Source organism: Serratia sp. M24T3, assembly GCF_000257645.1.
GTDB lineage: Bacteria > Pseudomonadota > Gammaproteobacteria > Enterobacterales > Enterobacteriaceae > Rouxiella.
Genome location: NZ_AJHJ01000001.1, coordinates 41,824 through 60,908, shown reverse-complemented (window position 1 = coordinate 60,908; position 19,085 = coordinate 41,824). Strand labels below are relative to the sequence as shown.

Here is a 19,085-nt window from a genome sequence, read left to right as displayed (position 1 = left end):
AATGATGCCTCTATCTGGATGACCAGTTGTTTACTGAAAACTGTGCTCAAGGCCCGGATACACGCCTTCTTCGACCTCTTTGACGTACAAGCGCACGGCGTCACGAATGTCGCCAGCCTCGGCCAGGAAGTCTTTGGCAAATTTCGGGATGTGTCCACCGGTAATGCCAAACGCATCGTGCATAACCAGAATCTGGCCGTCGGTAGCACTGCCCGCGCCAATACCAATCACCGGAATAGTCAACTCCTGCGTCACTCGACGGGCCAGTTCAACCGGCACACACTCCAGTACCAGCAGCTGCATGCCGGCTTTTTCCAGCGCCAGAGCATCTTGTAACAGCTGATTGGCCGCTGCTTCACCGCGACCCTGTACCTTGTAACCGCCGAAGATATTAACCGACTGTGGCGTCAGGCCCAAATGCCCGCAAACCGGCACAGCACGTTCGGTTAGCATGGACACGGTTTCACACAGCCAGCTTCCACCCTCGAGCTTGACCATATTGGCCCCGGCGCGCATCAATTGTGCTGCGCTGTGAAAGGTTTGTTCTGGAGTCGCGTAAGTCATGAATGGCAGGTCAGAAAGCAGCAACGCCTTTGGCGCACCACGACGCACGCAGCGTGTATGGTAAACAATATCTTCGAGCGTCACCGGAAGCGTAGAATCCTGTCCCTGCACCACCATTCCCAGCGAATCGCCTATCAGCATCACGGGAATTCCTTGCTCGGCAAATAGCTGGGCAAAGCTGGCATCGTAGGCGGTAATGGTCGCAAATTTGTGCTTTTCCTGCTTCCATTGGCGCAGTTGACTCATGGTTGTCGCTTTCATCGTAATTTCTCAACTTTGTAAACTTCAAATTAACCCGCTGACTATTCTACTGGATGCTCTGTCGATCACGTAGCCTGTTTAAGGAAGATGCGAGACATCGCACAACTTAAGAACTCCATAATAAGGCTGGGATATACTGATTTAATGATCTATTACAGTGCATGATTCAGGAGAGCGTCAGCAATGCGGATTTTATTGATCGAAGACGACAAGATGATCGGCGACGGTATCAAAGTGGGGCTCACAAGGCTGGGATTCACTCTGGACTGGTTTTGCGATGGACTTACCGGAAAAACGGCGCTCGACAGTGCACCCTACGACGCGGTGATCCTCGATTTGAGTTTGCCCGGTCTGGACGGCATGGAGCTGCTGCGCCAGTGGCGGCAGGAGGGGCGCGATACGCCAGTGCTGGTTCTTACCGCCCGTGACGCGTTGGAGCAACGTGTGAGCGGCTTGCAGGCCGGTGCCGATGATTATCTTTGTAAGCCTTTTGCTTTGGTTGAGGTGGCCGCGAGGTTAGAGGCGCTTATCCGCAGGCGTCATGGTCAGGTTACGCCGAAAATCAATCACGGCACTCTTGAGTTCGACCCTGCCTCGCGGAGTGTCATTCTCAACGGTGAACCCGTCGTGCTGACCTCGCGCGAAGTCTCGCTGATGGAACTGTTTCTACGTAATAAAAGCCGCGTCCTGCAACGCCAACTCATTGAAGAAAAGCTCTACAGTTGGGATCAGGAAGTCAGCAGCAACGCCGTTGAGGTACATATTCATCATTTGCGCCGCAAGCTGGGCAGCGGTTTTATCCGCACAGTTCACGGCGTCGGCTATGTGCTGGGCGATGAAAACTCGTGACGCATTTTACTGTAATAAATAGGTTAAGGCCTTTTTTCCAAACACTGCGCCAGTATCTGGACCGCATGAGTCTTCGCGGCAGGTTAATTTTGCTCTTTGCCGTGTTGGCGTTGATAACCTGGACTGTCGCCAGCAGCGTGGCTTGGCAGCAAACCCGTCATAAGATTAACGAAGTGTTCGATACTCAGCAGATGCTGTTTGCCAAACGGCTGGCCACTGCCGGGCTAGGCGATAAGCTTCTCGACGGTAAAATGCCCCCGATGCCGGACAACAAACAACTGTTGGATAAACATCGTCGCGGTCACACCGATGACGACGCGCTGACTTTTGCCATTTTTGACCGGCAGGGCAAAATGTTGCTTAACGACGGTGAGCACGGCAAAGAGATCAATTTCAATCACGATGCTCATGGATTTATCGACGCTCGGCTGAAAGATGATGACGATAGCTGGCGGCTGCTGTGGCTAACTTCTCCCGATGGCCGCTACCGTATTGCCGTTGGGCAGGAGTATGACTATCGCAGCGATATGGCGTGGGACATGGTCAGTGGGCAACTCTGGCCCTGGCTTGCTTCACTGCCGTTGCTGATGGCAGCATTGGTGGTGATGCTGAGCATCGAGCTGCGGCCTTTGCGACGTGTTGCCGATGATTTACGACACCGTGCAGCCGATGAATCGCGGCCAATCTCTACCGATAAAGTCCCTGGCGAAGTGTTGCCGCTGGTGCAGTCACTGAATGCTTTGTTTGAACGGACGCAAGAGATGCTGGTGCGAGAACGTCGCTTTACTTCAGACGCGGCTCACGAGCTGCGCAGTCCGCTGGCAGCGCTGCGAGTGCAAACCGAAGTGGTGCAGCTGGCCGGTGATGACGCCGAGGTGCGTCAGCGCGCGGTAGAAAACCTGACCACCAGTATCGATCGTTCAACTCGACTTGTGGACCAACTGCTGACGCTTTCCCGTCTGGAATCTTTTGTCTCACTGGATGAATTGACCACTATCGACTGGGCTGCGTTGGCGACGCAGGCGCTAATCGAGCAGGATTCTTCCGCGCACCGTCGCGGCATCGAATTATTGCTGGATCAACAAGGTACGCCTGCGCCGATACGTGGAGAACCGCTGCTGCTATCGCTGCTGCTGCGCAACCTGATGGATAATGCGATTCGCTATTCACCCGCCGGTAGTCAGGTGCATATCTCGCTGAATCACTCAGGCCTGCTTATCAGAAACAGCGGGCCAAGCCTGACTGAAGAGCATTTACAGCGGCTAGGGGAACGTTTTTATCGACCACCGGGGCAGGAGCAAACCGGCAGCGGATTAGGGATCTCTATTGTTCTACGAATCGCTGATTTGCATGGTATTCGCGTGAGCTATAACAATGCCGCCAAGGGAGGGGTGGAGGTCAAGTTAGCCTTTTGAGAGTTCTGCTAGAATTAAGACTACCATCAAGGGGATGGGTTTTGGAATTTTGCCCAACGGTAGCTCCCAGTTCTAGCAGTTTACCTTCACTCAGGGAACGATGTTATTTATGGTTACACGACGTGATTTACTGACCTATACCTCTTTCTCGCTGGCTTTGGCGGCAATAGGCATAACTCCGGAAGCCTTTGCCGCGCAAAAATTAAAATTTGCATCCGCTGAACCGTTTACGTATGGCGGATTAATCCAACAGGCAAAAACCTTGGCGAAAAGCGCCTATATTCCCCCGCACGCAGTTGATGCAAAAGCCTTGGCCAATATCAATTACGACGTTTACCGCAAAATTATCTACAAGCCCGACTATGCAATATTCTCTCAGGGCAAAGCCCGTTTTCCTGTCACTTTTTTCAGCGTCAGCAGTCTACATAACACCACGGTGAAAATGTCGGTGGTTGATAACCAATCCGCGCGTGAGATAGTGCAAGATATTAGCTATTTCAGCTTCCCCGATAATAAAAATGGCGTATTGCCTGATATCAAAGGCGATGTGTTTACTGGGTTCAGAGTGTTGGATAACCAGCAGGCGCTGAAAAATAATTCTGAAAAAGACTGGGTCTCCTTTATTGGCGCATCTTATTTCCGCGCGGTGGGCGAGCAGGGGCAGTTTGGACTGTCTGCTCGCGGTATCGTGATTAATACCGTTCTGGGAGATACCCCTGAAGAGTTTCCTAATTTCACTCATTTCTGGTTTGAAACACCCGCCAATGATAGCAACCAGCTTACCGTTTACGCGCTGCTAGACGGGCCAAGTATTTGCGGGGCTTATCGGTTTGTTTTACAGCGAACTAAAGGCGTCGTAATGGACGTTGACTGTTCGCTGTTTCTCCGCCGCGACGTTGGCCGTTTTGGTATCGCGCCACAAACCTCGATGTACTGGTTTTCCAAGACGGCGAAAGGCTCGGCCTCTGACTGGCGTCCTGAGGTGCATGACTCTGATGGATTGGCTTTGTGGACTGGCAGCGGGGAACATGTCTGGCGGCCGCTTAACAATCCGATGCAGGTCAGGGTTTCCGCTTTTGCCGATAACAATCCGCGCGGCTTTGGATTGATGCAAAAGGATCGCGATTTCAACAGTTATCTGGGTTCGGTCAGCTATGAAAAACGTCCTGACTTGTGGGTCGAGCCGAAAGGGCATTGGGGCGAAGGCGCGGTGCAGCTGGTGGAAATCCCGACCGACGATGAGATTTACGATAATATTGTCGCGATGTGGGTGCCCAAAAAGCCCGCTACGGCAGGTAGCGAGCACCAGTTTAGCTATCGCATGCACTGGTTGGCGGATCAGCCTTATCCGTCACCGCTGGCGCGCTGTGGGGCAACTCGGTTGGGAAGGGGCGGTAATCCCGGAGCCTATCCGCCATCTGGAGTGCGCAAGTTTATGGTGGAATTCAGTGGAGCAGTATTAGATAACCTGCCATCGAATGCCAGGCCGGAGGCAGTGCTAACCGCCTCTCGCGGCACGCTTGAGGGCATAAAAGTTGAGAAGTCGCCGGGCGGCAACGGTTTTTGGCGCGTTTTCTTTGACCTGCACGTTGAAGGCAAAGAGCCGGTCGAACTCAGGCTGTATCTCAAGGAAAGTAGCAAAACACTGTCAGAAACCTGGCTTTACCAATATCTGCCGTTTGAGTCTTCGCCGCGACCAATGCAGGGGATTTAACATTCAGTAAATTTATTGAATGGTACGCCGATAAGCGAGGCCGCAGAAATATCAAACATCTTGTGAAGTCTGCGGATCATTGGCAGCGAAAGCTGCCGCTGGCTATTGAGTAGTTCACAAACTCGACTCACTTGGCCGATGGCTGGCGAAATATGTTTAACCGTAACAGTCGATCAATTTAACGGGTGTGCAGCCTGAGTAGATATTTCTCAAAAACTACCAGCGTGTCAGCCCATTCATTGGCACCCGCTCAAGCAATTGTTGCAAGGATTCGCCGTCGGGAAAGACTAATTCTGGAGCGATTTCTGCCAGCGGATACAGCATAAACTCGCGATTTTTCATGTCATAGTGCGGCACAATTAACCGTTCGGTGCCGATAATCTCATTGCCATACAGCAGCATATCCAGATCCAGCGTTCGCGGTCCCCAACGTTCGGCCTTGCGGACGCGTCCCTGATTCAGTTCGATAGACTGTGTGCCGTCCAGCAACTCGTGGGCAGGGAGCAGGGTATCCAGAGCGACCACGGCGTTGAGATAGTCAGGTTGATCCTGAGGGCCAAGAGGTTTACTGCGATAAAACGAAGAGGTTTGTATCAGGCGAGTGCGAGGTAAATGCGCCAGAGCTTCCAGCGCACAGTTTACCTGGTCTAACGGCTTGGCAAGATTACTGCCAAGCGCGATGTAGACACGAATCATTGAGCGCTGCCGGAACGTGGAGCGCGTTTGCGAGGGCGTCGCGTGCGATTACGGCGCGGCGGTGCATCATCACCGAGAGTTCCCAGCATATTTTTCTGCGAAGCCGGGGTAGCTTCCTGGAACTCGCTCCACCATTGGGTGAGACTCTGTAATTCGCGGTGCTGTTCAACTTCGGCGCGCAACGCCAGCAAATCAAACGCGGCGCGGAATTTAGGATGTTCCATCAGCTTGTGCGCGCGCTTGCCTTGACGGCGAGAAAGGCGCAGCTGCAATGCCCAGATATCGCGAACCAGCGTCGTGATACGTTTCGGGATAGCCAATGAGCGGCACTGTTCGTCCAGCACGTCGTTCATCGCCAGCGAGAAGGCGTCGTAATAAGTCAGCCCGCCTTCCTGAGCCAGCTTCTGTGCGTGCTCGATCACCGGATACCACAGCATGGCTGCAAACAAGAATGCCGGATTAACACGCATATCATTGTGCAGACGATGATCGGTATTTTTCAGAACCTGATCCAGAATGCGTTCCATCGGGCTATCGCCACGCTCGGTAAACTGACGGGCAATCAGAGGGAACAACGGCTGGAACAGCTGATATTCACGCAGTAGCTGAGCGGTTCTGAAACCATAACCGGCCTGCAAGAGTTTCAGCGACTCTTCAAACAGGCGTGCCGGCGGGATCTCTTGTAGCAAGGTCGCCAAACGCGGGATAGGCTCAGCGGTTTCAGGGCTGATAGTCATGTCTAGCTTGGCGGCAAAACGCACCGCGCGCAGCATACGTACCGGGTCTTCACGGTAGCGAGTTTCCGGGTCGCCAATCAAACGAATCACGCCGTCTTTCAGATCTTTCAGACCGCCGGTGTAATCACGCAGCGTAAAGTCGGAAATCCCGTAGTACAGGCTGTTGATAGTGAAGTCGCGACGCTGAGCATCTTCTTCAATCGAACCAAAGATGTTGTCGCGCAGCAGCATGCCGTTTTGGGCCTGCTGAGAAAGGTTTTTATCGTCGGTTTCCTGAACCTGCTCGTGATGACCGCGGAAGGTCGCCACTTCAATGATTTCAGGGCCAAACATGACGTGCGCCAGACGGAAACGGCGACCAACCAGGCGGCAGTTACGGAACAGTTTACGAACCTGTTCAGGCGTAGCGTTGGTGGTGATATCAAAATCTTTAGGTTTTTTGTGCAGCAGCAGATCACGCACGCCGCCGCCAACCAGATAGGCCTCGTACCCTGATTTATTCAGGCGATAGAGTACCTTCAGCGCGTTGTCGCTGATATCTCTGCGCGAAATGTCGTGGCCGTCGCGCGGGATAACCGTCATGTTTTCAGACCTGGTTTCGCTAGGTTTGCTCACAGGTTTTTGCTGTGCTTGTTGCGCGCGCGGCGATTGGCGCTGCGGGCTGCGTCTTTCGCGATGCTCAGGCGCTTTCGCCTTCACGTGTTCAACTTCAGGAGAAGTGACGGGATCGCGGTGGCCGTTATCATCGTGAACCGGAGTCTCTTCACGGATGACTTTATCTTCACGAACTAGCACCTTACGGCAAAAATTGGCTACTCGGGTAAAAATGGTACACCTCGATAGTGTCGGATAAAAATGGCGCAACTTGAAAACAGCGGCTAATCATAGCTTACGCGGGCTACTTTGAGAATGCCGAATCCCATTCCTATTGGGGAATCGACACAGATCGTGGAACTTTTTTTAACGACCAATGCGCCACTGCCCAGCGTAATAATAAAGGCAAAGTTAAATCCTGCCAGCATTCTGGTAAAGATTGTCCTAAAAATAACATTGTTTGCACAATGATCGGCCGTGGATCACCAGCCGGTAAAGCAGGGGCATGATTCTGCTTGGATAACTTGTCACCTTTGGCATTTATGGCCAGCGGCAAATGCACATAACCCGGTTCGGGCAGCCCTAAGTGTCGATACAATGACAGCTGGCGCACAGTGGGAGCGATTAGGTCTGCGCCGCGCACAATATGATTCACGCCTTGAAAATGGTCGTCAATCACCACCGCCAGATTATAGGCAAACAGCCCATCTCGGCGGCGAATAATAAAATCTTCCTCGGCCAAAGCCGTGTCGGCGATAAATTTGCCTTGCAGCTCATCGTCGAAACTGTGAACCGGCATTGTCTGTACCAGGCGGATAGCCGCATTTTCCGCGCCGTGACCCGCACAGCGACAATGGCCGTCATAGGTTCCGCCTAATTGAGATACGCGCTGACGCGTGCAGGTGCAGTAATAACTTTTACCCTGCCGATGCAGCCAGTCCAGCGTTTCCCGGTAAGCTTGATGGCGTTCTGACTGCCAAACGACTTCCCCGTCCCACTCCAGCCCATAATGTTCCAACATTGTCAGAATGCGGCGAGCCGAGCCGGGAACTTCGCGTGGGGGATCAATATCATCGATTCGCACGTGCCATTGCCCACCGAGAGAACGGGCGTGCAGATAGCTACCGAGTGCGGCAATCAATGAACCAAAATGGAGGTCGCCTGAAGGCGAGGGTGCGAAACGACCAATATAGGGAGATGTAAACATAGCGAGGCGTCAGGAGATCGCGGTGGGCATCGTAATGCCGCACCGCGTAATGCTCGTCGTTAATGGAAATGCAGCGATGCCAGTGTCGTTTGTTCACCAGAATCACTTACTTGTGTAGGCTCATCCAGATCTTCGCGCTTGCTGCCTTGCTGCAATTCCAATGACTCGAACATGTCTCCCGTGCAATTAACCAGCCATCTGCTTTTCGCGGATTTCGGCCAACGTTTTGCAGTCGATGCACAGGTCAGCGGTAGGACGAGCTTCAAGACGGCGGATGCCGATCTCTACGCCACAGGATTCACAAAAACCGAAATCCTCGTCTTCCACTTTCTTCAACGTCTTCTCAATCTTTTTAATCAGCTTACGTTCGCGATCGCGGTTACGCAGTTCCAGGCTGAACTCTTCTTCCTGAGTGGCACGGTCTGCCGGGTCAGGGAAGTTCGCAGCTTCTTCCTGCATGTGTGTAACGGTACGATCGACTTCATCCCTGAGCTGATTGCGCCATGCTTCAAGAATTTTTTTGAAGTGGTTCAGCTGGGCGTCATTCATGTACTCTTCGCCTGGCTTCTCTTGATACGGCTCCACCCCAGCGATGGCGAGAATGCTCAGGGACGAGGTTTTACGGGTTTGCCCTTCTTGCATGATGCTTCTCCTACATACATAACGCACTATCGATCCCCAACGGGGGGAAAAATCAGGCCGCTATAAATACCAGATGGTGGCGAAGTTGGCAATTATTCATCACAGGCACTTGACAAGCGTGTGAGGGAAAGCGTATTCGCGCCCAACGGTTTTAGGCTGCTGACGACTTCAATTCGGGTACATTACTATTGATTCAATTATTGATTATCAGCCAGCAATTACCAGCGGTAACCGCTCTGTGAGATGAATTCCCTCGGCAGAGAGTTCGGCTCCATAACAAATTACTTCGACACCGTTTTGCTGCACCTGCGTCAACAATTCCGCGTAACGGGGATCAATATGGTGTGCCGGAGCGACAGTTTCAATGCCTGAATGCAATACAGCGAAAAAAAGTACTGTTCGCTGACCCTGTTCTGCCATGGCCTGTAATTCGCGTAAATGCTTTTGGCCGCGCAGCGTTACTGCATCAGGAAAGTAACCACAGCCTTGTTGCAATAACGTGACAGATTTCACTTCAATATAGCAGTTAGGTTGTTGGTCCGCCTGCAATAACAAGTCTATACGGCTATTTTCAGAACCATACCGTACTTCTGCCGATAGTTTACTGTAACCGGATAATTCGGTAATCCTTCCTTGTTCGATAGCTTCACGCACTAGCTGGTTGGCGCGCAGCGTGTTGACGCAGATCCAGTGACCAGCCTGGGTCTGGCATAGCTCCCAGCTGTGGGCGTATTTTCTTTTTGGATTATCCGAGGTGGAATACCACACCGTATCGCCTGGCGTGGCGCAGCCGGTCATCGCGCCAGTATTGGCGCAGTGCAGGGTGAGTTCGCGGCCGTCGAGGGTAATAACGTCGGCGAGAAAACGTTTGTAACGTTTGATCAGGGTTGCCTGTTGAAGCGGCGGAAAGAATTGCATCAAATCACTCTCTGATTAATTGGCAGACGGCGTAACCAGTGGCCAGCTTTGCAGGCATTGATAGCGTGTTCGTCCTCGATGAAAGCGGGACTCGTAGAGTGAAAACTCGGTTGAATCAAGTTGCCACCGTGGCGTTAAGGCTGGCAAAGCAACCGGACGCGTGGCGCCGCGCAGCAGAGAAACGTGGGGATGAAACGGCAATGTAGACTGATGGCAGCCGTTACGCGCAGCGTGCGATCGCAATAAAGAGGCAAGCTGTAACAGCGCCAGCGGCGCACGGCGGGTACCCAGCCATACCACGCCGGGGCGGGGCCAGTGACCAACATCGTCGAGTTTGAGGCTGAAGGCCGGTGACTGAATGCGTGAAGCTATCTCGCGTAGCGCGGTTTCCTTTTGCTGGCTGACCTCCCCAAGAAAGGCCAGCGTCAAATGGAGATTCGCCGCAACGACAGGGCGACCCGCGTCAGGTTCAAAATGGTCAGCGCGCCATTGAATAACGTTTTTCTGCAGCCTGGGCGGCAGAGACAGGGCAAAAAACAGGCGGCGTGATTCAGACATGGTTTTTCCTTGAGCGAGACAGCGCTGCGGGGGGACAAATCCCCACGGCGAGGCTAGATGCTACAATTCATCCCGCCCGACGACAATTTTTTCTATTACAATGCCCGCCCTGAACGTCATTATCGCAATGTGAAATTATCTGGAGAAGCTGTGTCATTACTGCCCGTCGGTGCTGTACTCAACCAAATTATTGCTGCGCTACAACAGGCGCCGCAAGTGTTACTCCATGCACCCACTGGCGCAGGTAAATCGACCTGGCTGCCCCTGCAAATCCTCGATGCGGGCATTTTCTCAGGCAAAATATTATTGCTGGAGCCGCGCAGACTGGCGGCGAAAAGTGTGGCCTATCGTTTGGCGCAGCAGCTTGACGAACCGCCGGGCAAGACTATCGGTTACCGTATGCGCGCCGAATCTAAAGTCAGCGCCGAGACGCGACTTGAAGTGGTCACCGAAGGGATTCTGACCCGTATGGTGCAGCAGGACCCCGAGCTTGCCGACTACTCTCTGGTGATCCTCGATGAATTTCACGAACGCAGCTTACAGGCCGATCTCGCGCTGGCACTGCTTTTGGACGTGCAGCAGGGGCTGCGAGAGGATTTAAAGCTGTTAATCATGTCGGCGACGCTGGATAACGCCCGGCTTTCACCGCTGTTACCCGATGCGCCGGTAATTATCTCCGAAGGGCGTAGTTTCCCTGTCCTGCGTGATTATTTGCCGCTGGCCAGTCACGAGCGGCTGGATGAGGGCGTTGCGCGGATTGTTAGTCGCCTGATGGCGGAAAATAGCGGCTCGATGCTGCTTTTTCTGCCCGGCGTAGCGGAAATTACCCGTACGCAGAATTTACTCGGCGGTCGGCTTGGCGATGATGTTGACCTGTGCCCGCTTTACGGTGCGCTGTCGCTGGAACAACAGCAAAAAGCCATCCAGCCTGCTCCAGCCGGTCGTCGCAAGGTGGTACTGGCGACCAATATTGCCGAAACCAGCCTGACCATCGAAGGTATTCGCCTGGTGGTGGACAGTGGTCTCGAGCGCAGCGCACAGTTTGATCCCCGCAGCGGCCTGACTCGCCTGGTAACCCAGCGCATCAGTCAGGCCGCGATGACCCAGCGAGCAGGGCGCGCAGGGCGTCTCGAGCCTGGACAGTGCTGGCATCTGTTCAGTAAAGAGCAGGGTGAGCGTGCGGCGGCGCAGAGTGAAGCTGAAATCTTGCACAGCGATTTGAGCGGTTTATGGCTTGAGCTGTTGCAGTGGGGATGTCAAGATGCCGCGCAGCTAACCTGGCTGGACGTTCCGCCGACCGTGGCATTACGCGTGGCTCAACAATTGCTGGCCTCGCTTGGTGCGGTCGATGAACGGGGCAATCTGAATTCACGGGGTCGCAAAATGGCCTCACTGGGCTGTGACCCACGTTTAGCGGCTATGTTGGTACAGGCCGAAATCCAGAGCGCTGATGCACTGGCGACGGCAGCCTTGCTGGCGGCAATTATTGAAGAACCCCCGCGCGGCGGCCAGCCGGATATCGATTACTGGCTAAGTCGTCCTCAGCCGCATTGGCAAAGGCGCGCACGCCAGCTGCGTCAGAGGCTCTCGCATTCCGGCGGCGGAGTGGATGCTTCGCTCGCGCCGTGGCTGCTGGCAGAGGCGTTCAGCGATCGTATTGCCGAACGGCGAGGATTGGATGGCCGTTATTTACTGGCTAACGGCCTTGGGGCATCGCTGCCTCAGGACGACGGGCTAAGCCGCGCCGCGTGGCTGGTTGCTCCACAGTTACTACAGGGCAATAACAGCCCCGATGCGCGAATTTTGCTGGCGATTACGCTTGATGCTACCCAGTTGGCCGCTCGACTTCCGAAGATCGTAAAAGAGCAGACGGCGGTGGAGTGGGACGAAGAAAAGGGCACGCTGCGCGCATGGCGGCGCTGGCAAGTTGGCAGGTTGGTATTGAAAGCACAGCCGCAGGCCAAACCGGCCGATGAGGATTTGCAGCAGGCGTTAATCGAATGGATTCGCGTGCAGGGATTAGCGGCGCTGACCTGGTCACCGCAGGCAGAACAGCTGCGTATCCGTCTGGCCTGTGCGGCTAAATGGCTGCCTGAAGTTCAATGGCCGGCAACGGATGAGCAAAGCCTCCTCGACAGCCTTGAGCAGTGGTTATCGCCTTCGCTCAGCGGCGTCAGGAGCCTGCGCGCGCTGCAACAGGTTGATCTGTTTGATGCCTTGATGCGCTTGCCGAGCTGGGAGCAGCGCCAGAAACTTGACGCTAATTTACCCACCCATTACACCGTTCCGACTGGCAGTCGGCTGGCAATCCGCTATCATAGCGACCAGCCGCCGGCACTCTCGGTGCGTTTGCAGGAAATGTTCGGCGAGCAGAGAAGCCCGACGTTGGCCGCTGGGCGCATCGCGGTGGTTCTCGAGCTGTTGTCTCCCGCGCATCGTCCATTGCAGATCACCAGCGATTTGGCCGCCTTCTGGCAAGGTTCCTACCGCGAAGTGCAGAAAGAGATGAAAGGCCGCTATCCGAAACACCCGTGGCCGGACAATCCCGCGGAGGCCATGCCGACAAAACGCACGAAAAAATATTCGTAAATCCGTCGTTCTTGATGCCGCAATAGATTCAGAAACGTAGAGGATTTTCAGACCTTTCTTCTGGACGAGGTGAAAGGTGAGGCACAGAGTAAGCGCCAGTTTTACACAGCCCTTATTTTAGAATTTAAATTTTTATAACCGCAGTAAATAGCATCCGGCATTTTTTATAAGTCGGGTCTGATGGAGATTAAGTATGTCTGGCGATGATCGCGAGCCGATTGGCCGAAAAGGCAAACCGTCACCCCCCAAGCCCAAACGTGGGCGTCCTGCGCGTCGTAACCGCGACGAAGACGAAGATACACGCTACGTCTATCAGGGCGATGATGAGCAAGAAGATGATGACGTTAGAAGCAATGCAGCACCTCAGGAGTCGCGCATGACCCGTAAGACCGCCGCATCAGGGAAGGCTGGCAAGGCAGGAAACAGCAAAAAGCCGCGTAAAAGACGCCGCTGGCTGGGACTGCTGATTAAATTATTCGTTATATTTGTGGTCTTGATGGCCGCCTACGGCGTGTACCTGGATTCCGAAATCCGCAGCCGCATTGATGGCAAAGTCTGGCAATTGCCTGCCGCCGTTTATGGACGCATGGTAACGCTGGAGCCAGGTTCGCCTTATACCGAAAAAGAGATGATCAACCTGCTTGAGGGTACCCAGTACCGTCAGGTGACGCGCATTACACGCCCGGGTGAGTTCAGCGTTAAAGGTGGAAACATCGACCTGCTGCGCCGTCCGTTTGACTTCCCGGACGGTAAAGAAGGGCAAATCAACGCCAGGCTGATTTTCAAAGGCAATCAGCTTTCTGAAATCAAAAACATGGATAACAATCGCGATTTCGGGATTTTCCGTCTCGATCCGCGTCTGATAACCATGCTGCAATCGCCAAACGGTGAGCAGCGCCTGTTTGTGCCGCGCGCCGGGTTCCCGGATCTGCTGGTACAGACCTTGATAGCCACTGAAGACCGCCATTTCTATGAACATGACGGTATCAGCCCGTATTCTATCGGTCGCGCTTTCCTGGCGAATATCACTGCCGGACATGCGGTGCAGGGCGGCAGTACGCTGACCCAGCAGCTGGTTAAAAACCTGTTTTTGACCAATCAGCGCACCCTGTGGCGTAAAGCTCGCGAAGCCTACATGGCAGTGTTGATGGACGGTCGCTACAGCAAAGACCGTATCCTTGAGCTCTATCTGAACGAAGTTTATCTCGGCCAGAGCGGTTCCGATCAGATTCGCGGCTTCCCGTTGGCGAGCCTGTACTACTTTGGTCGTCCGGTGGATGAGCTGAGCCTCGACCAGCAAGCTCTGCTGGTCGGTATGGTCAAAGGTGCGTCGCTGTATAACCCATGGCGTAATCCGACGCTGGCGTTGCAACGTCGCAACCTGGTTCTGCGTTTGTTGCAAGAGCAGGGTATTATCGACAAAGAGCTGTATGACATGCTCAGTGCGCGTCCGCTCGGCGTGCAGCCAAAAGGTGGGGTGATTTCTCCTCAGCCGGCATTTATGCAGATGGTTCGTCAGGAGCTACAGCAAAAGCTGGGCGACAAGATTACCGGCATGTCAGGGGTGAAAATTTTCACCACGCTGGACCCAATAGCGCAAGACGGTGCCGAGAAAGCGGTGGAAGAGGGCGTTCCTCTGTTGCGTAAGCGCAGTGGATTCAACGACATCGAAACTGCAATGGTAATCGTCGACCGCTACACCGGTGAAGTACGCGCCATGGTTGGGGGTGCCGAAACCCAGTTTGCTGGCTTTAACCGTGCGATGCAGGCTCGTCGTCAGGTCGGCTCGTTGGCCAAGCCTGCGACTTATCTGACCGCGTTGAGCGATCCGAATAAATATCGTCTGAATACCGTGTTGGCTGACCAACCGCTGACGATCAAATTGTCGAACGGCCAGACCTGGTCACCGCACAATGATGATAATCAGTTCCGTGGTCAGGTACTGCTGGTTGATGCGCTGGCGCGTTCTATGAACGTACCGACCGTTAATCTCGGGATGGCTGTCGGGTTGGATAACATAACCAAAACGCTGATTAATCTCGGTATTCCTAAAGAGTCTCTGAGTCAGACGCCATCAATGCTGCTGGGTGCGATTGCCCTGACGCCGATGGAAGTTGCGCAGGAGTATCAGACCATTGCCAGCGGCGGCAACAAGGCACCGTTGTCTGCAGTTCGCTCGGTTATCGCTGAAGATGGCACGGTGCTGTATCAGAGCTATCCGCAGGCAGAGCGAGTTGTTCCGTCGGAAGCGGCTTATCTGACCATGTATGCCATGCAACAGGTTGTTTCTGAAGGGACCTCGCGCGCGCTGGCGGTGAAATATCCTAAATTGCATCTGGCGGCGAAAACCGGTACTTCCAACGAACTGCGTGATAGCTGGTTCGCAGGTATCGACGGCAACCAGGTCGCGATTACCTGGGTCGGGCGTGACAATAACCAGCCTTCCAAACTTTGGGGTGCAACCGGTGCATTGCAGCTCTACAGCCGCTATCTGGGTAATATCACGCCAACGCCATTGGATCTGCAAGTTCCCGACGACGTCAGCATGATGAATATTGACTCCAGCGGAAACTTTATCTGTAACGGTGGCGGCGGCCTATTGACCGGCGGCGGGCTGCGCACTATTCCTGTATGGACAGACAATGCCCAGCAGCTATGTCAGGCTTCTCAGGCGGCGGCTTATCAGCAGCAACAACAACAGCAACTTTTGCAGCAGCAACAGCAGCAACAGATGCCGGGCCAACCGCAGCAGCAGCCTCAGCAAGACCAGCAGAAAGATAGCAATGGCGTAGCAGGTTGGATAAAAGACATGTTCGGCTCAAAATAGTGCTGACACTGTTATTTTTCACCATGTCATAAGCAAAATTAGTCTTATACAGAGAGCGCGATGAAAATCGCGCTTTTTTTTCGCCTGAACCCAGCCCTTTAATTATCAGCTTTCTGTCAGTTTATTGACCACAAACAAAGCATGGATAACGTTATTTGTCTTGGCTATGGATAAAAGTAAATGCTCTTGCAGTTTCCTTACGCTTACGCATATCATGCGATCGTTATAATAATAATAATCGTTTCCATTCCCATTCAAATTTCTCCAGAGATAAACCAATGGCTCAAATGCGTACTGCATCTGTGAAAAACTGCTCAACTAAAATTATTCCAAATAGATCAGAGACTTTTATTCCCAACAAACTTGCCTTAACCGTGGCTGCAGCCATGGCCAGCTTTGTTTTTCAAGCCTCTGCGGTTACAACGGCCATCAGTGCGCCAAAAAATGACACGATTACAGTCGTCGGTGATGCCGCTAACAACGTGGCACAAGAATCAGCCTGGGGCCCGGCAGCGACTATTGTCGCCAAACATAGCGCCAGCGGCACCAAAACCGATACGCCGATCGTGAAAACACCGCAGTCTATCTCCGTGGTTACTCGCGAAGAGATGGACATGCGTCAGCCGAAAACGGTTAAAGAAGCTCTGAATTATGCGCCGGGTATTTTCGCCAACCGTGGCAGCTCAAACACGATTGATGCGGTCGAAATCCGTGGGTTCACCTCAGTCAATACCAACCAGTATCTGGACGGCATCAAGTTACAGGGCGACAATTACTCTGAAGTGTCGATGGACCCTTACATGCTGGAGCGTGTGGAGCTGCTGCGTGGGCCATCATCAGTGTTGTATGGCAAGAGCAATCCAGGTGGCGTTATCACCATGGTCAGCAAGCGTCCAACCACCGAGCCGTTGCATGAAATTCAGTTTAAAATGGGCACCGACAACCTTTATGAGACCGGTTTTGACTTCAGCGATGCGATTGATGATGCGGGGGTTTATTCTTACCGCCTGACCGGCGTGGCGCACAGCCAGGACACTCAACAGCAAATGTCGAAGGAAAAACGTTATTCCATCGCGCCTTCATTTAGCTGGCGTCCTGATGATAAAACCAACTTTACCTTCCTGAGCAATTTCCAGAACGATCCTTACCTTGGATTCTATGGCTGGCTGCCGCGTCAGGGAACGGTTGTGCCGTATTACGATGCGGCGGGCAATGCGCACAAACTGCCAACCGATTTCAACGACGGCGAAGCAGGCAACAAAATGTCACGTAACCAGAAAATGATCGGCTACAGCTTCGATCACCAATTCAACGATACCTGGACCGTGCGGCAAAATCTGCGTTATACCAAACTGCAAACGCAATACATTGGTTTCTATGGCAATGGTTACACTGCCCCGGCAACGTTGAATCGCGCTTACGTGCAGTCCAATGAAAATCTGAGCAACTTTGACGTAGATACCCAAGCACAGGCCAAGTTTGCTACCGGTGCGGTTGATCACACCTTGCTGATGGGTGTCGATTATATGCGCATGCGTAATGACATTGATGCAGACTACGGTACAGCCTCCAACCTGAATCTGCTGGCTCCGCAATATGGCAATGACAAGACGGATCTTTACTACGCCTACCATATTCTGAATCGTCAGGAGCAGACGGGTTTCTATGCGCAAGATCAGGCGGAATGGAATCACTGGATCCTGACTGCGGGCGGTCGCTATGACATTGCAAAAACCTCAACGCTCACTCGCAGCACCGAAACAACCGCCTCGATAACCGACCACAAATTTACCTGGCGCGGTGGTTTGAATTACCTGTTCGACAACGGGATATCTCCGTACTTTAGCTACAGCCAGTCGTTTGAGCCAACATCCGGTTCAACCTCTGGTGGACAGCCATTCAAACCGTCCGTTGGCAAGCAATACGAAGCCGGCCTGAAATATATCCCTAACGATCGTCCCATCAGCATCACGGCTGCCATTTATCAGCTGACCAAAGATAATAATCTGACCGTTGATCCCGCGAATACGGCGTTTAGCATTCAGTCTGGCGTGATCCGCTCAAGAGGGCTGGAGCTGGAAGCCAAAGCTGCCGTTAATGCCAATATTAACGTAATCGCTTCTTATACCTTTACCGATGCAAAATATACTCACGACACGACTTATCAGGGCCAGCGCCCGGTGGAAGTGCCGCGCAACATGGCATCACTGTGGGCTGACTACACCTTCCACGAAACAGCATTAAGCGGCCTGACCGTGGGCTCTGGCGTGCGTTACGTAGGCGCAACTTCAAGCTTCTACACTACCGGTGATAACACCGACAAGCCCTTCAACGTGGCGGGTTACGCGCTTGTTGATGCCACTGTTAAATACGATTTGGGACGTTTCGGCATGCCCGGCTCATCCGTCGGCATCAATGTAAACAACCTGTTTGACCGCGAATATGTTGCCAGTTGCTATCGTGATTACGCCTGCTATTGGGGCACCGATCGCCAGATTCAGGCAACAGCAACCTTCCGCTTCTGATAGGTTATGTCTCGCAGAAATAGTCGGGCGCAACTGAAAATGCGCCCGTTAAACTTAACGATAGGCCACTATGAAAACTGCCACTCTAGAACAGAAAACGGAGCTTGCCGACAGCGTTTATCGTCTGGACCAGGTCAGCTTCACCGTGCCGGGACGTACTCTGTTAGCGCCTCTGTCTTTGACCTTTCCACAGGGAAAAGTCTGCGGACTGATCGGGCACAACGGTTCCGGGAAATCGACGCTGCTTAAAATGCTCGGTCGTCATCAGCCTGCTTCCTCGGGCCGTGTTCTGTTGAATGAACAGCTGGTCGCACAGTGGGAAAGCAAGGCTTTTGCGCGGCAGGTAGCCTATCTTCCACAACAACTTCCCGCTGCCGAAGGCATGACCGTGCACGAGCTGGTGGCGATTGGCCGTTATCCCTGGCACGGTGCATTAGGGCGCTTTCGCTTGCATGACCGCGAAAAGGTTGAAGAAGCTATTGAGCTGGTAGGGTTGAAACCGTTTGCCCAGCGCCTGGTCGATAGCCTGTCTGGTGGTGAACGTCAGCGCGCCTGGTTAGCGATGATGGTTGCCCAAGATAGCCGCTGTCTGCTGCTTGATGAACCGACTTCTGCGCTGGACATTGCCCATCAGGTTGAGGTTCTGGCGCTTATTCAGCGTCTTAGCCACGAGAAGGGTCTCACCGTTATCGCAGTGCTGCATGATATTAATATGGCAGCTCGCTACTGTGACCGACTGGTGGCATTGCGCGGCGGCGAAATGATTGCCGAAGGGACTCCCGCCGAGATGATGAAAGGCGAGGTGCTGGAGAACGTATATGGCATTCCGATGGGGATACTGCCGCATCCTGCCGGGGGCGCACCCGTGAGCTTTGTTTTTTAAATCGGCTGCTTGCTTGACGCTGCCACGGTGTTCACGGTGTTCATTAATCCGAATCAATTACTTGAGCAAGCGCATCGAAACTTTGATTCACGTCCCCGCGGCTCAT

At 53.4% G+C, this 19,085-nt stretch carries 14 protein-coding genes; 7 read left to right on the top strand and 7 right to left on the bottom strand.

Going from position 1 to position 19,085, the window contains the following annotated elements:
• Positions 1-30: 30 nt before the first annotated feature.
• Positions 31-825, bottom strand: a complete 795-nt coding sequence (panB, locus tag SPM24T3_RS00200; RefSeq protein WP_009634650.1) for a 3-methyl-2-oxobutanoate hydroxymethyltransferase — start codon at positions 823-825, stop codon at positions 31-33.
• Positions 826-1,008: 183 nt separating this feature from the next.
• Between panB and qseB the strand changes: the two genes are divergently transcribed.
• The 3 genes from qseB to SPM24T3_RS00185 all read left to right on the top strand — a co-directional run bounded on the left by qseB (position 1,009) and on the right by SPM24T3_RS00185 (position 4,803).
• Positions 1,009-1,674 carry a quorum sensing response regulator transcription factor QseB gene (gene qseB / locus SPM24T3_RS00195; protein ID WP_009634649.1) on the top strand — a complete coding sequence of 222 codons (666 nt, stop codon included), beginning with the start codon at positions 1,009-1,011 and terminating at the stop codon, positions 1,672-1,674.
• 56 nt (positions 1,675-1,730) lie between these two features.
• A complete protein-coding gene (gene qseC, locus SPM24T3_RS00190; RefSeq protein WP_037377305.1) occupies positions 1,731-3,089 on the top strand; it encodes a quorum sensing histidine kinase QseC in 1,359 nt (452 codons plus the stop codon).
• Between the two features lie 109 nt (positions 3,090-3,198).
• Complete coding sequence (locus SPM24T3_RS00185; protein WP_037377304.1) at positions 3,199-4,803, top strand: glucan biosynthesis protein; 1,605 nt, start codon at positions 3,199-3,201, stop codon at positions 4,801-4,803.
• A gap of 216 nt (positions 4,804-5,019) precedes the next feature.
• On the opposite strand, the gene folK is transcribed toward SPM24T3_RS00185, so the two are convergent.
• The 6 genes from folK to thpR form a co-directional block, all read right to left on the bottom strand.
• Positions 5,020-5,499: a 2-amino-4-hydroxy-6-hydroxymethyldihydropteridine diphosphokinase gene (gene folK / locus SPM24T3_RS00180; protein WP_009634646.1), complete on the bottom strand. Its 480-nt coding sequence runs from the start codon at positions 5,497-5,499 to the stop codon at positions 5,020-5,022.
• Positions 5,496-6,818, bottom strand: a complete 1,323-nt coding sequence (gene pcnB, locus SPM24T3_RS00175; protein ID WP_237712953.1) for a polynucleotide adenylyltransferase PcnB — start codon at positions 6,816-6,818, stop codon at positions 5,496-5,498. Before pcnB ends, folK begins: the two co-directional genes overlap by 4 nt.
• A 343-nt stretch (positions 6,819-7,161) precedes the next feature.
• Positions 7,162-8,037: a tRNA glutamyl-Q(34) synthetase GluQRS gene (gene gluQRS, locus SPM24T3_RS00170; protein WP_009634643.1), complete on the bottom strand. Its 876-nt coding sequence runs from the start codon at positions 8,035-8,037 to the stop codon at positions 7,162-7,164.
• 186 nt (positions 8,038-8,223) lie between these two features.
• A complete protein-coding gene (dksA, locus tag SPM24T3_RS00165; protein WP_009634642.1) occupies positions 8,224-8,679 on the bottom strand; it encodes an RNA polymerase-binding protein DksA in 456 nt (151 codons plus the stop codon).
• Between the two features lie 207 nt (positions 8,680-8,886).
• On the bottom strand, positions 8,887-9,597 hold the full coding sequence (gene sfsA, locus SPM24T3_RS00160) for a DNA/RNA nuclease SfsA (protein WP_009634641.1): 711 nt from the start codon (positions 9,595-9,597) through the stop codon (positions 8,887-8,889).
• 15 nt (positions 9,598-9,612) lie between these two features.
• Positions 9,613-10,155 (bottom strand): RNA 2',3'-cyclic phosphodiesterase, encoded by a 543-nt coding sequence (gene thpR / locus SPM24T3_RS00155; RefSeq protein WP_009634640.1) that lies wholly within the window; start codon positions 10,153-10,155, stop codon positions 9,613-9,615.
• A 150-nt stretch (positions 10,156-10,305) separates the two neighbouring features.
• Between thpR and hrpB the strand changes: the two genes are divergently transcribed.
• The 4 genes from hrpB (at position 10,306) to fhuC (ending at position 18,979) form a co-directional block, all read left to right on the top strand.
• The gene (hrpB, locus tag SPM24T3_RS00150) at positions 10,306-12,744 is read left to right on the top strand and encodes an ATP-dependent helicase HrpB (RefSeq protein WP_009634639.1); all 2,439 of its coding nucleotides are present in this window, start codon (positions 10,306-10,308) and stop codon (positions 12,742-12,744) included.
• A gap of 193 nt (positions 12,745-12,937) precedes the next feature.
• Positions 12,938-15,571 (top strand): bifunctional glycosyl transferase/transpeptidase, encoded by a 2,634-nt coding sequence (mrcB, locus tag SPM24T3_RS00145; protein ID WP_009634638.1) that lies wholly within the window; start codon positions 12,938-12,940, stop codon positions 15,569-15,571.
• A gap of 278 nt (positions 15,572-15,849) precedes the next feature.
• Positions 15,850-18,096, top strand: coding sequence for a ferrichrome porin FhuA (gene fhuA / locus SPM24T3_RS00140; RefSeq protein ID WP_009634637.1), 2,247 nt, complete (start codon positions 15,850-15,852; stop codon positions 18,094-18,096).
• A gap of 70 nt (positions 18,097-18,166) precedes the next feature.
• On the top strand, positions 18,167-18,979 hold the full coding sequence (gene fhuC, locus SPM24T3_RS00135; protein ID WP_009634636.1) for a Fe3+-hydroxamate ABC transporter ATP-binding protein FhuC: 813 nt from the start codon (positions 18,167-18,169) through the stop codon (positions 18,977-18,979).
• Positions 18,980-19,085 lie beyond the last annotated feature (106 nt).

Coding starts and splice junctions, on each gene's coding strand:
- folK (WP_009634646.1), bottom strand. CDS start 5,499: ATGATTCGTGTCTACATCGCGCTTGGCAGTAATCTTGCCAAGCCGTTA.
- gluQRS (WP_009634643.1), bottom strand. CDS start 8,037: ATGTTTACATCTCCCTATATTGGTCGTTTCGCACCCTCGCCTTCAGGC.
- sfsA (WP_009634641.1), bottom strand. CDS start 9,597: ATGCAATTCTTTCCGCCGCTTCAACAGGCAACCCTGATCAAACGTTAC.
- dksA (WP_009634642.1), bottom strand. CDS start 8,679: ATGCAAGAAGGGCAAACCCGTAAAACCTCGTCCCTGAGCATTCTCGCC.
- SPM24T3_RS00185 (WP_037377304.1), top strand. CDS start 3,199: ATGGTTACACGACGTGATTTACTGACCTATACCTCTTTCTCGCTGGCT.
- fhuC (WP_009634636.1), top strand. CDS start 18,167: ATGAAAACTGCCACTCTAGAACAGAAAACGGAGCTTGCCGACAGCGTT.
- mrcB (WP_009634638.1), top strand. CDS start 12,938: ATGTCTGGCGATGATCGCGAGCCGATTGGCCGAAAAGGCAAACCGTCA.
- qseB (WP_009634649.1), top strand. CDS start 1,009: ATGCGGATTTTATTGATCGAAGACGACAAGATGATCGGCGACGGTATC.
- thpR (WP_009634640.1), bottom strand. CDS start 10,155: ATGTCTGAATCACGCCGCCTGTTTTTTGCCCTGTCTCTGCCGCCCAGG.
- fhuA (WP_009634637.1), top strand. CDS start 15,850: ATGGCTCAAATGCGTACTGCATCTGTGAAAAACTGCTCAACTAAAATT.
- panB (WP_009634650.1), bottom strand. CDS start 825: ATGAAAGCGACAACCATGAGTCAACTGCGCCAATGGAAGCAGGAAAAG.
- pcnB (WP_237712953.1), bottom strand. CDS start 6,818: ATGACGGTTATCCCGCGCGACGGCCACGACATTTCGCGCAGAGATATC.